Here is a 13835-nt window from a genome sequence, read left to right as displayed (position 1 = left end):
CTCACGGGTGGCTGTGCGGGCCGGCCGCTTCGAGGAGGGGGGAGTCGTCCTTGAGCTCGGTACGCCAGCTTCGCTTGGGCTGCCAGCCGAGCAGGCGCTCCGCCTTGGCGGTGGAGAAGGCGGGTGTGGTGCCGGTCAGCGCGGCCGCGAACGGCTCGGTGCCGGGGACGACCTGGGGGAGCAGGTCGGCCAGCGGCTTCCTGGCCAGCGCGTCGGCCGCACCGGCGAAGAAGATCTCGCCGTTGGGCAGCTCGGGCAGCGCCTCGCCGAGCACGGCGATCATCTCGGCGGCGTCGCGGGAGTCGATGTAGTTGAACAGCGACACCCCGCCCAGCTCGGGCCGGTCGAGCCGCTCACGCACGGTGTGGCCGGCCTGTGTCGGCGCGCCCGCCCACTCCTCGGGCGGGATCACGAAGCAGGGCCGCACCGCGGCCATCTTCGTCTTCCCCGCGCGGGAGAAGGCCCGCATCGTCTGCTCGGCGGTCACCTTGGACAGGTTGTACGCGTTCCACGGCAGAACAGGATGTTCCTCGTCGATCGGCAGATAGTGCGGCGCCCACCCGCCCGGCGCACCGTACCCCATGACGGTGGGGCTGCTGGCCACCACCACGCCGGGCACGCCGAGCGCCACCGACGCCTCGCACACGTTGAACGCGAGCCGGGTGTTGACCTTGAAGATCACCGATTCCGGGAAGCTGAACGGGGTGGCGATCGCGGCGAGGTGGATCACCGACTCGGGCCGGAACCTGGCGATCACCTCGAACGTCTCACCCGTGTCGGTGAGGTCGGCCGGTAACGTGACGGCCGCCTCCGCCGGAGTGCCCGGGGCGCGGTCGACGCCGATGACCTCGTGCCCGGCCGCCGCGAGCGTGCTGACCACGCTGCGGCCGAGGCGTCCTGCGCTTCCGGTGACGAGGACTCTGCTCACCGTGAGTGGCTCCTTCAAGACTGCAAACAGTTGCACTAAACCTTCGGGTCAGCAAGGGTGAGGCGTCAAGAGGCGATTTCGTCACCGGCTCTCTAGCTGGGGGTTCCCGGCGAGTTCTGGTGGCAAGCGCTTTCACCGACTTCCAAGCGCCTGCAAGCGGTTGCGTTAGGGTGTGCGACGTGACAGTGACGATTCGTGATGTGGCCAGGGCGTCCGGGGTCCATGTGTCGACCGTGTCCCGGACCTTCTCCGCGCCCCACATGGTGAACGCCGCCACCCGCTCCAGGGTGCTGACGGTGGCCGAGGAGCTGGGGTACCGGCCCAACCGGGCGGCCAGGGCGCTCACGACCGGGCGCACCCACAATCTCGGCCTGATCGTGGCCGACATCGCCAACCCGTTCTTCCCGCCGCTGATCAAGGCGGCCCACGCGGCGGCCCGCCAGCGCGACTACCACCTGTTCGTGGCCGACACCGACGAGGAGCCGGCCGCGGAGGAGGAGCTGGTGCAGGCGTTCTCCAAGCAGGTGGACGGCGTGGTGCTGTGCAGCCCGCGCTCGTCCAACAAGGCGCTCGAACGGCTGGCCGAACGGGTGCCGTTCGTGGTGATCAACCGGCGGCTGCGCGGCGCGGCCACCGTGCTGATGGACGTGGGCCACGGCGCCAGGCTGGCGGTCGAGCATCTGGCCGGGCTCGGGCACACCCGGGTCGCGCTGGTGTCGGGGCCGGCCGGCTCGTGGACGAGCGCCGAGATCCGTACGGCCGCCGAGCAGGTGCCGGACGTCGACCTCGTCGTGGTGGGCCCCAACGCGCCCACCGAGCGCGGCGGGTACGCCGCGGCGGCCCGCGTGCGGGACTCGGGGGTGACCGGCGTGCTGGCCTACAACGACCTGGTCGCGATCGGCCTGATCGAGGGACTCGGCGATCTCGGGCTGAGCGTGCCGGCGGACGTGAGCGTGGTGGGGATCGACGACATCGTGCCCGGGCGGCTGTCACGGCCGAAGCTCACCACGGTCGCCATGCCCACGGCCGCCGCCGGGCGGCTGGCGGTCGATCTGCTCATCCAGGAGGTGACGGCCACCACGTCGCTGGAGACCCGGCTGGTCATCAGGGACTCCACCGCGGCTCTACGATAGCGGGCTCTGCAAACGGTTGTACTAAATCGGATCGTAACTCATCTGACTTATTTGTGGGACGAGCGTGCTAGCAGGGGAAATGCGGTCGCGATATATCGGTAACGGCTATGTAACGTCTGCAAAGGGTTGACGGAACTTTCCTGCCAGCTATAGGAAAGCGCTATCCATTCGCTTCTTGCCGGAAGGTCCGTGATGACAGAAGTTTCGGTGGCGAGCGGGCCGGCAGGTGGCGGCCACCGATCCACGAAACGGTCCCGCCGTGAGGCACGGGCCGCCTATCTCTTCCTGGCGCCCTGGTTCGTCGGCCTGCTCGTCATCACGATCGGCCCGATCTTCGCCTCGCTCTACCTGTCGTTCACCGACTACAGCCTCCTGGAGGAGGCCAAGTGGGTCGGGCTCGACAACTACACCAAGATGTTCACCGAGGATCCGAGGTTCCTGAACTCGCTCAAGGTGACCACGGTCTACGTGATCGTCTCGGTGCCGCTGCAACTGGCCTTCGCGCTCGCGCTGGCCCTCGTGCTCGACCGCGGGCTGCGCGGGCTGCCCATCTACCGCTCGATCTTCTACCTGCCCTCGCTGCTGGGCGGCAGCGTCGCCATCGCGATCCTGTGGCGCAAGGTCTTCGGCGCCGACGGCCTGGTCAACGCGGTGCTGTCGATCTTCGGCATCCAGGGGCCCGGCTGGGTGGGTCACCCCGACTACGCGCTGGGCACGCTGATCCTCCTGCACGTGTGGACGTTCGGCGCGCCGATGATCATCTTCCTGGCGGGGCTGCGGCAGATCCCGAGCAGTTACTACGAGGCAGCCGCCGTGGACGGGGCCGGCTGGCTTCGTCAGTTCCGCTCCATCACGCTGCCGCTGCTGACGCCGATCATCTTCTTCAACCTCGTGCTGGAGCTCATCAAGTCGTTCCAGTCGTTCACCCAGGCGTTCATCGTGAGCGGCGGCAGGGGCGGCCCGGCCGACTCCACCCTGTTCTACACGCTCTACCTCTATCTCCAGGGGTTCAAGAACTACGACATGGGCTACGCCGCCGCGATGGCCTGGGTCCTGCTCCTGATCATCGCCGGGCTGACCGGGGTGAACTTCCTCGCTTCCAAGTATTGGGTCTTCTATGGCGACACGAAGTAGGCCGATCCCGGTGCTGTTCCGCCCGCTCAACGGCGGACCCGTGGTCAAGCACATCCTGCTGATCGGCTTCGGCCTGGTCATGCTCTATCCGCTGCTCTGGATGATCTCCAGTTCGCTCAAGCCGGAAGAGCTCATCTTCCGCGAGCCGGGCCTTTGGCCCAGCCAGGTCACGACCGAGAACTACACCGAGGGCTGGTACGCGCTGAAGCACCCCTTCGGCTACTACCTGTGGAACTCAGCGGTGATCACCGTGCTGTCGGTGGTGGCGAACCTGGTGGCCTGCTCGCTGGCGGCCTACGCCTTCGCCCGGCTGAACTTCCCGCTGAAGAAGCTGTGGTTCGCGATCATGCTGGGCACGATCATGCTGCCGCACCACGTGACGATCGTGCCGCAGTACATCATGTTCTCGAAGCTCGACCTGATCAACACGATCTGGCCGCTGGTCATGCCCAAGGTCCTGGCCACCGACGCGTTCTTCATCTTCCTCATGGTGCAGTTCATCCGCACGCTGCCGCGGGAGCTGGACGAGGCGGCGGAGATCGACGGCGCCGGCTACTGGCGCATCTTCATCAGGGTCGTCATGCCGCTGTGCATGCCGGCGCTGGCCACCACCGCGATCTTCACGTTCATCTGGACCTGGAACGACTTCCTCAGCCAGCTGCTCTATCTCAACAATCCCGACAATTTCACCGTGCCGGTAGCGTTGCGCACGTTCCTGGACGCCAGTAGCGATTCGTCGTGGGGGCCGATGTTCGCCATGTCGATCATCGCGCTCGGCCCCATCTTCGGGTTCTTCCTGGCAGGCCAGAAATACCTGATCCGTGGTGTGGCGACCACGGGCCTGAAGTAGTTCGTCCACCCCCCAACAGAGAACATCCCCTAGGAGGTAGAGCCGTGAGCTCTGGCAAGAAGATGTGGTCGGCGGCACTGCTCGCCACCGCTGTGCTGGCGGTCACCGCGGCCTGCGGCAGCGGCGGTGGCGGCGGCGAGCCCGCCGACGGCAAGATCAAGCTGCGCTTCTCCTACTGGGGCAGCGACGCGCGGCAGAAGATGACCGAGGAGGCCATCAAGAAGTTCGAGGCGAAGAACCCGACGATCGACGTCGAGGGCGAGTTCTCGGACTGGGCCAGCTACTACGAGACGCTGTCCACGAAGGTCGCCGGCAGCGACGCGCCCGACGTCATGAGCCTGGAGATCCGGGGCCTGCGCGAATACGCCGAGCGCGGCACCCTGGCCGACCTGGCCAGCAAGGTCAACACCGCCGACGTCGACGCGAAGGTGCTGACCACCGGCGCCATCGACGGCAAGCAGTACGCCATCCCCACCGGCGTCAACGCCTTCTCGCTGCTCGTCAACAAGTCGCTGGTCGAGCAGGCCAAGGCGGAGCTGCCTGACGACAAGCAGTGGACGTGGGACGACTACATCGCGCTGGCCAACAAGGTCACCGCCGGCAGCGGCGGCAAGGTCACCGGCACGCAGCTCAGCTGGAACCCGGCCTACCTGCAGATCTACGCCACCCAGAAGGGCGAGCAGTTCTACGCCGGCAACAAGCTCGGCCTGACGCCGGAGACCATCAAGGAATGGTGGTCGATCATGCAGAACCTGATCAAGGGCAAGGGCGCGCCCGACGCGGCCAAGAGCTCCGAGATCGGCGCCACCAGCATCGACCAGTCGCTGCTCGGCACCAACACCGGCGCGATGGGCATGTGGTGGAGCAACCAGCTCGGCGCGGCGGCCAAGGCGTCCGGCTCTGACCTCGACCTGCTGCGGATGCCGAAGATCAAGGGCGCCACCGCCGGCGGCATGTTCCTGCAGCCGGCCATGTTCTACAGCGCCTCGTCGAAGTCCGAGCACCCCGCCGAGGCGGCCAAGTTCATCGACTACATGATCAACGACCCCGAGGCGGGCGCGATCATCCTGAGCGACCGCGGCCTGCCCGCCAGCTCCAAGGTGCTCGCGGCGGTCAAGGACAAGCTCCCTGACGCCGACAAGAAGACGCTGGCCTTCCTCGACGAGGCCAAGGGCGAGCTCACCGACCCGCCCGCCGCCCCGCCGAAGGGCGCCAGCGCCATGGAGGACATCCTCACGCGCTACTCGGAAGAGGTCATGTTCGGCCGGATGGCCCCCGACGACGCCGCGCAGAAGTTCATCACGGAGGCCAACGCCTCCATCGCTGGTTGATAGGAGAAGCATGAGGTACGCGTTCGTCGGGCTCGGGCACCGCGCGCAGATGTACGTCGACGCGCTGCTCGGGGAGTGGCGCGACGCCGGCACCATCGTCGCCCTGTGCGACACCAACCGGACCCGCATGGACTATTACGCCGAGCGGATCGGTCAGGAGGTGCCGCGCTTCGCGCCCGCGGAGTTCGGCAAGGTGCTCGAGCTCGCCGACGCGGTCATCGTCACCACCGTCGACGCCACGCACGCGAAATACGTGTGCGCGGCGCTCGACGCCGGGCGCGACGTCATCGTGGAGAAGCCGCTCACGATCGACGCCGACGGCTGCGCGGCCATCGCCGCGGCCGCCGAGCGCAGCTCGGGCAAGCTGATCGTGACCTTCAACTACCGGTACTCGCCGCGCAACTCCGCCGTGCGCCGCCTGCTGATGCAGGGCGCGATCGGCGAGGTGACCTCGGTGCACTTCGAGTGGATGCTGGACACCATCCACGGCGCCGACTACTTCCGCCGCTGGCACCGCGGCCGGGCCAACTCCGGCGGGCTGCTGGTGCACAAGTCCACCCACCACTTCGACCTGATGAACTGGTGGCTCGATTCGGCGCCCGAGCTGGTCTTCGCGCAGACCGCCCTGCGTTTCTACGGCGCCGACAACGCCAGGAAGCGTGGCGTGGGCGAGCGTCCCGAGCGCGCCCAGGGCGCGCCAGGCCTGGGCACGGACCCGTACCTGCTGGACATCTCCAAGGACGAGCGGCTGCGGCGCCTCTACCCGGAGGCCGAGCACGAGGACGGCTACATCCGCGACCAGGACGTCTTCGGCGAGGGCATCGACATCGACGACAACATGTCGGTGATGGTCCGCTACGCCAACCGCGCCGTCATGACCTACTCCCTGCACGCCCACTCCCCGTGGGAGGGCTACCGGGTGGCCTTCAACGGCACGGCAGGGCGGCTGGAGCTGGACGTGGTGGAGCGGGAGTGGACGCCCCCGCACGCCGCCATCGACCCGAGCGCGGCGGCCAAGGAGCACGCGACCGGCTCGTCGGAGCGGCTCACGCTGCGCCGGCACTGGAGCGAGCCGGAGGAGGTGCCGATCGAGACGGGGGCCGGCGGGCACGGCGGCGGCGACCGGCTGCTGCTGAACGACGTCTTCCGCGGCCCCGACAACGACCCGCTGGCCCGGCAGGCCGGCTACCGCGACGGCATCCGCAGCGTGCTGACCGGCCACGCGGCCAACGTCTCCGCCCGTACCGGGGCTCCCGTGCACCTCGCGGACGGCGGCACGCGTGTTCGCTGAGCTGGCCGGCCTCGCGCAGGCCCAGCTCGGCCTCTATCCCAGCCTGCCGGGGCCGGAGCTGGCTGCGGCGGCGCGGGAGGCCGTCGGGGTGCTCGACCTTGAGGCGGCCGGCGTGCGGGTCGAGCGCACCTGGAGCGCGGACGGCCTGGACGGCGAGGAGCTGTCGTGGTCGGTGGGCTTCGGGCCGCGTACCCACGCGTACCTGCTCAAACCGACCGGTGCGGGCGGCCCGCTGCCCGGGGTGGTGGCGCTGCACTGCCACGCGGGCATGAAGTGGGCCGGTAAGGAGAAGATCGCCGACGGACCTGAGGGGCCGTCCCCCGAGGTGCGCCGGCTGCGGGACGAGATCTACGGCGGGCGCGCCTTCGCCGGGGAGCTGGCCAGGCGCGGGTTCGCGGTGCTGGCCCACGACGTGTTCGTGTGGGGCAGCCGCCGCTTCCCGCTGGAGCTCCCCGACGGCCCCCTGAGCGAGGCCGACCGTCCGCTGAGCGAGGCCGACCGTTACGACCAGGCCGCCAAGGAGCACGAGCACGTCGTGGCCAAGCAGTGCGCGGCGCTCGGCACCTCGTTCACCGGCGTCGTCGCGGGGGAGGACCTCGCGGCCGCGGCCTACCTGCGCTCGCGCCCCGACGTCGGCCTCGTCGGCTGCGCCGGGCTGTCGGGCGGCGGCGCGCGGGCCGCGCTGCTCGGGGCCTTCGACCCCGAGATGAGCGCGGTCGTGGTCACCGCGATGACCTCCACCTTCCGCGAGATGCTGGCCGCGCACGTGCCCCTGCACACCTGGATGTTCTGGCCGCCGGGGCTGCCGCGGCTGGGCGACTGGCCGGACCTGGTCGCCGCCCGCGCCCCGCGACCGCTCATGGTCCAGTACGCCATGCGCGACCGCCTCTTCCCCGAGGACGGCATGCGCCGGGCCCACACGATCATCGGCGACCGCTACGCGCAGGCCCCGGAAGCCTACGAAGCGGTCTTCGCCGACGTGCCGCACAGCTTCGACGTGCCCATGCAGGAACGGGCCTTCGACTGGCTGGGCGCGCACCTGAAGGGCTGACCGCCGCCCGTTCCTGCCACGGGCGGCGGTCGTCTTGTCAGTTCCCCTGCTTCCAGGTGGCGATCAGCTTGTCGTAGTCGACCGTCTCCGGCTTGCCGCGCTCGTCGGCCAGCTTCGGCGCGGGCGCGCCCGGCTGGTCGTACCAGTACTGGGCCGGCCGCTCCTGGTTGAGCTTGGGCGCGCACTGGCCGCCGTACCCCTGCCGCTCGCGCGACAGGCGCTCCAGGCGGGACAGGATGTCGTCCTGCTGCTTGGCCAGGTTGTCCATCGACTGCTGCGGCGTGGTCTCGCCGGTCACGGCGGTGGCCACGTTCTGCCACCACAGCTGCGCCAGCTTCGGGTAGTCGGGCACGTTCGTGCCGGTCGGCGTCCACTGCACGCGGGCCGGCGAGCCGTAGAACTCGATCAGGCCGCCGTACTTCTTCGCGTTGTCGGCGAAGTAGTCGCTCTTGATGTCCGACTCGCGGATGAAGGTCAGGCCGACGATCGACTTCTTCAGCGAGACCGTCTTCGACGTGACGAACTGCGCGTACAGCCAGGCCGCGGCCCTGCGCTCCTGCGGGGTGTTCTTCAGCAGCGTCCACGAGCCGGCGTCCTGGTAGCCCAGTTTGTTGCCGTCCTTCCAGTACGCCCCGTGCGGGCTCGGCGCGATGCGCCACTTGGGCGTGCCGTCGCCGTTGACGACCGGCAGCCCCTCCTTGGTCATGTCGGCGGTGAACGAGGTGTACCAGAAGATCTGCTGGGCGATCGAGCCCTGGGCGGGGACGGGGCCCGCCTCGCTGAAGTTCATGCCCGCGGCCTCTCTGGGCGCGTACTTCTTCAGCCAGTCCACGTACTTGGTGAGCGCGTAGACCGCGGCCGGGCCGTTGGTGTCGCCGCCGCGGGTCACCGAGGAGCCGACCGGGCGGCAGTTCTCCACCCTGATGCCCCAGTCGTCCACCGGCAGGCCGTTGGGGATGCCGGGATCGCCGTTGCCCGCCATGGACAGCCAGGCGTCGGTGAAGCGCCAGCCCAGCGACGGGTCCTTGCGGCCGTAGTCCATGTGGCCGTAGACCTTCTTGCCGTCGACGGTGCCGTTGCCGTTGACCTTGGTGGTGAAGAACTCGGCGATGTCCTCATAGGCCGCCCAGTTGACCGGCACGCCCAGGTCGTAGCCGTAGGCGTCCTTGAACTGCTTCTTGATCTCCGGGTCGGTGAACCAGTCGTAGCGGAACCAGTAGAGGTTCGCGAACTGCTGGTCGGGGAGCTGGTAGATCTTCTTGTCCGGGCCGGTGGTGAAGCTGATGCCGATGAAGTCGTCCAGGTCGAGCGTGGGGGAGGTGACGTTCTTGCCCTCACCCGCCATGTAGTCCGACAGCGGGACCACGTAGTCGCCGCGCGAGTGGGTGCCGATGAGGTCGGAGTCGTTGACGTAGGCGTCGTAGATGTTCTGGTCGCCCTGGATCTGCGTCTGCAGCTTCTCGACGACGTCGCCCTCCTGGATCAGGTCGTGCTTGATCCTGATCCCGGTGATCTCGCTGAACGCCTTGGCGAGCTGCTGCGACTCGTACTCGTGCGTGGTGATCGTCTCGGAGACCACGTTGATCTGCATGCCGCGGTACGGCGCCGCGGCCTTGATGAACCAGTCCATCTCCGCGAGCTGCTGGTCCTTGGACAGCGTGCTCGGGGTGAACTGCTCCGTCACCCATCTCTGGGCCGCCGCCTTCCCGTCGGCCTCCTTGAAGTCGCTGGTGGGCTTGTCCGCGCCCTGGGTGCAGCCTGCCGCCATCATGACGAGCACTGTCAGACCTGCGGCCGCGGACCTGCCTGCCCGATGCCTCATCTTCAGCTCCTTCTCTGTTAGCCCCACATGCCGATCACGACCGCCACCAGCAGCGCGCAGCCGAGCGCGAGCCACATGGACAGGTCGGTGACCGCTATCCAGCCGGCCAGGACGACGGCGGCGCTGATCAGCCCGATGTAGAGCCGGTCGCCCCGGTCGGTCTCGATCCGCAGGAAGCCCCGCCTGGCCACGGGAGGGGAGATCCGGCCCCAGACCGCCATCACGGCCAGCAGCACGACCAGCCCGGCGAAGACCAGGGCGGTGGGCAGCGTCCAGACCATCCAGTCGAGCACGGCTAGACCCTTCCCAGGGCGAAGCCCTTGGCGATGTAGTTGCGGACGAACCAGATCACGATCGCGCCGGGCACGATCGTGAGCACTCCCGCCGTCGCGAGCAGGCCCCAGTCCACGCCCGCCGCGCTCACCGTCCGCGTCATCGTCGCGGCGATCGGCTTCGCGTTCACCGAGGTGATCGTCCTGGCGATCAGCAGCTCGACCCAGCTGAACATGAAGCAGAAGAACGCGGTCACGCCGATCGCGGACCGGATCATCGGCAGGAAGATCTTGACGAAGAAACGCGGCAGCGAATAGCCGTCGATCGCCGCGGTCTCGTCTATTTCCCGCGGAATTCCGGACATGAATCCTTCCAGGATCCACACCGCCAGCGGGACGTTGAAGAGCATGTGCGCGATGGCCACGCCGAGATGCGTGTCGAACAGGCCGACGCTCTGATAAATCTGGAAGAACGGCAGCAGGAATACCGCCGGCGGGGCCATGCGATTGGTCAGCAGCCAGAAGAACAGGTGTTTGTCCCCGGCGAACCGGAAACGCGAGAAAGCGTAGGCGGCGGGCAGCGCCACGATGAGCGACATGACCGCGTTCAGCGAGGTGTAGACGATGGAGTTCAGATAGCTCGAATACCACGAGGAGTCGGTGAAGAAGGTGGCGTAGTTGTCGAACGTCACGCGCTGCGGGATGAGCGAGAAGCTGCCGAGGATGTCCTCGTTCGGGCGGATCGACATGCCGAACATCCACAGCAGCGGCAGCATGAGCGTGGCCACGTAGAGCCAGAAGACCGTGCGCGCCCACGGCAGCCGCCGGCCGGTGGTCCTGGTCATGGTCCTCACCTCCCCGACCTGGTGAGCACGGTGAAGAAGACGTAGCAGAGGATCTGCACGAGCAGGAAGTAGAGCAGCGAGAACGCCGCCGCCGGCCCCACGTCGAACTGGCCGACCGCGATCTTCGACAGCAGGATGCTGAGGAACGAGGTCGCGTTGCCAGGCCCGCCGCCGGTCACCACGAACGGCTCGGTGTAGATCATGAAGCTGTCCATGAACCTGAGCAGGACCGCGATCGTCAGCACGCCGCGCAGTCTGGGCAGCTGGATGTGCCGGAACGTGGCCCACGCCGAGGCGGCGTCGATCTGCGCGGCCTGGAAGTACGGCTCGGGGATCGAGCGCAGCCCCGCGTACGCCAGCAGCGCCACCAGCGGCGTCCAGTGCCACACGTCCATGAGCAGCACCGTGATCCAGGCGTCCGTGGAGTCCAGCGTGTAGTTGAAGTTGACGCCCAGCACGTTGTTGATCGTCCAGCCGCCGAGCCCGATGTCGCCGCGGGCGAAGATCTGCCAGATCGTGCCCACCACGTTCCACGGGATGAGCAGCGGCAGCGCGACCAGCACCAGCGCGACCGACACCCACACGCCGCGGCGCGGCATCACCACCGCCAGCGCCACGCCCAGCGGGATCTCCAGCAGCAGCACCTGCGCCGAGAACAGCAGCGTGCGCACCAGCGCCGCGCGCACCTCGGGGTCTCTGGAGATCGAGCGGAACCACTCCAGGCCGACGAAGACCCGGTCGACCGGGCTGAAGACGTCCTGGACGGAGAAGTTGACCACGGTCATCAGCGGGATCACCGCCGTGAACGCCACGGACACGACGACCGGCAGGACCAGCCACCAGGCCCGGTTGTCCTTGCGCTTCAGCGCGGGACGCGACTCCTCCGTCCGAACGTCGCCCTGTTCGCTCACCTCTGGCCCCCTTCGTTCAGGGGTGCGAGTGAGCCGCACCTGACCTGGTCCCTGAACAGGAACGTGCGCTCGACGGGGAAGTGCAGGAATGTGCGCGTGCCCGGCTCGTGGGCCGAGCCCGCCTCGGTCTTGGCGACCACCTGGTGCTCGCCGACCGTGGTGTGGACCAGGTCGTACGCGCCCATCCGATCGGTCCCCCTCACCCGGGCCGCGACGCCGGGGGAGACGCGCTCGGCGGTGATCCGGACGAACTCCGGCCGCACCCCGATCCGCACCGGGCCCGGCGGCAGGCCGTCCGCGACCGCACCGACCACGGACTGCCCGACCTTGACGACGTCGCCGGTCACCTCCGCGGGCAGCACGTTCATGCCGGGGGAGCCGATGAAGTGGCCCACGAACTCGTGCGCCGGAGACAGGAACAGCTCCGCCGGCTCGCCCGCCTGCACGATCGCCCCGTCGTTGAGCACCACCACCTCGTCGGCGAACGTCAGCGCCTCCGTCTGGTCGTGCGTGACGTAGACCAGCGTGTGGCCGGTGTCGCGGTGGATCTCCTTGAGCTTGCTGCGCAGCGTCCACTTCAGCGCCGGATCCACCACGGTGAGCGGCTCGTCGAGCAGCACCGCGGCCACCTCGTGGCGGACGAGGCCGCGGCCCAGGCTGACGATCTGCTGGCGGCCCGGGTCGAGCCGGCGCGAGCGGCGGCGCAGCACCTCCTCCAGGCCGAGCAGCCGCGACACCTGGCGGACGCGGCGGTCGATCTCCTGTTTGGGCACCTTGCGGTTGCGCAGGGGGAAGGCGAGGTTGTCGTAGACCGACATCTCCTCGTAAAGGACGGGGAACTGGAAGACCTGCGCGATGTTGCGGCCCGCGGTGGGCACGCCGGTGACCTCGCGGTCGTCGAACCAGATCCGGCCGACCGTGGGGGTGAGCAGGCCGGAGATGATGTTCAGGAGTGTGGTCTTGCCGCAGCCGCTCGGGCCCAGCAGCGCGTACGCCCTGGAGCCGCGCCACGTCCAGGTCATCGGCTTCAGCGCCCACGTCCGGCCGCCGTCGTAGCTGTGGCCGACGCCCTCCAGCCGGATGTCAGCCATGCAGGTCCACCTCCGCGGCGCTGGTGCCGAGCAGCCGGCCGCCGTCCTGGTCGAACACGAAGACGTGCGCCGGGTCCACGTACGCGCGCATGCTCTCGCCCGGCGTGAACTGCTGGGTGCCGGGCAGGTGCGCGACCAGGTGGTGGCCGTCCTGGAGGAGCAGGTGCAGGAAGGTCGCGCTGCCGGTCACCTCGGCCAGCCTGATCTCGGCCGGCAGCTCCAGCGCGGCGGTGACCGGCGCGCTGCCGATCGTGACCTGGTGCGGGCGCACGCCGAGCACGACCCCGTGGCCGGTGGCGTGCGCGCGGGGCGCGGGGAAGGAGGCGCCGAGCACCTCGATGCGGCCGTCGCGGACGACGCCGGGCAGCAGGTTGAGCGGGGGGTCGCTGAGCGTGGCCGCCACGGAGAGCGTGGGCGGGTGGGCGTACATGCCGGCGACGTCCCCGACGTGCCTGACCCGGCCCTCGCCCAGCACCACGGTCGGCGCGGCGAACGTCAGCGCCTCGTTCGGGTCGGCGGTGGACCAGAGCACGACGCCGCCCGAGCCGGCGAACATGGCTTTCAGGTCGGCGCGCAACTGCTCGCGCAGCTTGAAGTCCAGGTTGGCCAGGGGCTCGTCGAGCAGCAGCAGGTCCACGGGGCGGGCCAGGGCGCGGGCGATGGCGGTGCGCTGCTGCTGCCCGCCCGACAGCTCGGCGGGCCGGCGCCCCAGCAGCTCGGCCAGGCCCATGAGCTCGGCCACCTCGCGCACCCGGCGGTCGACGCCGTCGCGGCGGAAGCGCGGGTCGAGGCGGAGCGGGGAGGCGATGTTCTCGTAGACGGTCAGCGACGGGTAATTGATGAATTGCTGATAGACGAAGGCGACCGATCTTTTCCGCACCGATATTCCGGTGACGTCTTTTCCGTTGACCGTCACCCGGCCTGTCTCCGGGGCCAGCAATCCGGCGGCGACGCGCATCAACGTCGTCTTTCCCGCCATCATCGGGCCGATGACGGTGGTCATTCCTGGTGCTAATTCGAGATTGACGTCGTCCAGCCAGGTCTCTCCGCGCTGTCGCACGGAGATGCCGTCGAGAATCACCGTCACAGTGCCCGGTCCTCTCTGCTTCTCTCCCTTCTAACACGACTTGAAGGTGGGCGCAAAGCTTTGTTCTGGTGTATTTGATGGCGGAGTGA

13 protein-coding genes are annotated in these 13835 nt (G+C 68.6%); 6 read left to right on the top strand and 7 right to left on the bottom strand.

Features of this window, described 5'->3' with window-relative positions:
• Position 1: 1 nt before the first annotated feature.
• The gene (locus AB0C28_RS46395) at positions 2–928 is read right to left on the bottom strand and encodes an NAD(P)-dependent oxidoreductase (RefSeq protein WP_357861742.1); all 927 of its coding nucleotides are present in this window, start codon (positions 926–928) and stop codon (positions 2–4) included.
• A 179-nt stretch (positions 929–1107) separates the two neighbouring features.
• On the opposite strand from AB0C28_RS46395, the gene AB0C28_RS46390 reads away from it, so the two are divergent.
• From AB0C28_RS46390 to AB0C28_RS46365, 6 genes are all read left to right on the top strand, one after another.
• Entirely contained in the window at positions 1108–2061 is a 954-nt protein-coding gene (locus tag AB0C28_RS46390) for a LacI family DNA-binding transcriptional regulator (RefSeq protein WP_358082450.1), read from the top strand.
• A 192-nt stretch (positions 2062–2253) separates the two neighbouring features.
• Positions 2254–3195 (top strand): sugar ABC transporter permease, encoded by a 942-nt coding sequence (locus tag AB0C28_RS46385; protein WP_357861746.1) that lies wholly within the window; start codon positions 2254–2256, stop codon positions 3193–3195.
• Positions 3179–4045 carry a carbohydrate ABC transporter permease gene (locus AB0C28_RS46380; RefSeq protein ID WP_346104547.1) on the top strand — a complete coding sequence of 289 codons (867 nt, stop codon included), beginning with the start codon at positions 3179–3181 and terminating at the stop codon, positions 4043–4045. The genes AB0C28_RS46385 and AB0C28_RS46380 overlap by 17 nt, the downstream gene beginning before the upstream one ends.
• 44 nt (positions 4046–4089) lie before the next feature.
• Positions 4090–5376, top strand: coding sequence for an extracellular solute-binding protein (locus AB0C28_RS46375; RefSeq protein ID WP_357861748.1), 1287 nt, complete (start codon positions 4090–4092; stop codon positions 5374–5376).
• A gap of 10 nt (positions 5377–5386) precedes the next feature.
• On the top strand, positions 5387–6667 hold the full coding sequence (locus tag AB0C28_RS46370; protein ID WP_358082447.1) for a Gfo/Idh/MocA family oxidoreductase: 1281 nt from the start codon (positions 5387–5389) through the stop codon (positions 6665–6667).
• Complete coding sequence (locus tag AB0C28_RS46365; RefSeq protein WP_358082445.1) at positions 6657–7718, top strand: hypothetical protein; 1062 nt, start codon at positions 6657–6659, stop codon at positions 7716–7718. The genes AB0C28_RS46370 and AB0C28_RS46365 overlap by 11 nt, the downstream gene beginning before the upstream one ends.
• A gap of 37 nt (positions 7719–7755) precedes the next feature.
• Here AB0C28_RS46365 and AB0C28_RS46360 read toward each other — a convergent pair whose 3' ends face one another.
• From AB0C28_RS46360 to AB0C28_RS46335, 6 genes are read right to left on the bottom strand one after another with little or no spacing between them, the layout of a single operon-like run.
• Positions 7756–9540, bottom strand: a complete 1785-nt coding sequence (locus AB0C28_RS46360) for an ABC transporter substrate-binding protein (RefSeq protein ID WP_357861754.1) — start codon at positions 9538–9540, stop codon at positions 7756–7758.
• Positions 9541–9557: 17 nt separating this feature from the next.
• Positions 9558–9833, bottom strand: a complete 276-nt coding sequence (locus AB0C28_RS46355; protein ID WP_357861755.1) for a DUF2160 family membrane protein — start codon at positions 9831–9833, stop codon at positions 9558–9560.
• A gap of 2 nt (positions 9834–9835) precedes the next feature.
• On the bottom strand, positions 9836–10657 hold the full coding sequence (locus tag AB0C28_RS46350; protein ID WP_346104558.1) for a carbohydrate ABC transporter permease: 822 nt from the start codon (positions 10655–10657) through the stop codon (positions 9836–9838).
• A gap of 5 nt (positions 10658–10662) precedes the next feature.
• Positions 10663–11568 (bottom strand): sugar ABC transporter permease, encoded by a 906-nt coding sequence (locus AB0C28_RS46345; protein WP_357861757.1) that lies wholly within the window; start codon positions 11566–11568, stop codon positions 10663–10665.
• Positions 11565–12659 carry an ABC transporter ATP-binding protein gene (locus AB0C28_RS46340; protein WP_357861759.1) on the bottom strand — a complete coding sequence of 365 codons (1095 nt, stop codon included), beginning with the start codon at positions 12657–12659 and terminating at the stop codon, positions 11565–11567. The genes AB0C28_RS46345 and AB0C28_RS46340 overlap by 4 nt, the downstream gene beginning before the upstream one ends.
• Entirely contained in the window at positions 12652–13746 is a 1095-nt protein-coding gene (locus AB0C28_RS46335; RefSeq protein WP_358082442.1) for an ABC transporter ATP-binding protein, read from the bottom strand. Before AB0C28_RS46335 ends, AB0C28_RS46340 begins: the two co-directional genes overlap by 8 nt.
• Positions 13747–13835: the final 89 nt, after the last annotated feature.

This window comes from Nonomuraea sp. NPDC048892 (assembly GCF_040649735.1).
GTDB lineage: Bacteria > Actinomycetota > Actinomycetes > Streptosporangiales > Streptosporangiaceae > Nonomuraea > Nonomuraea maheshkhaliensis.
This window is presented reverse-complemented; position numbering and strand designations above follow the sequence as displayed.

Excerpts from the sequence above, each read along its gene's own strand:
- AB0C28_RS46370 (WP_358082447.1), top strand. The coding sequence starts at position 5,387 with ATGAGGTACGCGTTCGTCGGGCTCGGGCACCGCGCGCAGATGTACGTC.
- AB0C28_RS46385 (WP_357861746.1), top strand. The coding sequence starts at position 2,254 with ATGACAGAAGTTTCGGTGGCGAGCGGGCCGGCAGGTGGCGGCCACCGA.
- AB0C28_RS46380 (WP_346104547.1), top strand. The coding sequence starts at position 3,179 with ATGGCGACACGAAGTAGGCCGATCCCGGTGCTGTTCCGCCCGCTCAAC.
- AB0C28_RS46350 (WP_346104558.1), bottom strand. The coding sequence starts at position 10,657 with ATGACCAGGACCACCGGCCGGCGGCTGCCGTGGGCGCGCACGGTCTTC.
- AB0C28_RS46340 (WP_357861759.1), bottom strand. The coding sequence starts at position 12,659 with ATGGCTGACATCCGGCTGGAGGGCGTCGGCCACAGCTACGACGGCGGC.
- AB0C28_RS46360 (WP_357861754.1), bottom strand. The coding sequence starts at position 9,540 with ATGAGGCATCGGGCAGGCAGGTCCGCGGCCGCAGGTCTGACAGTGCTC.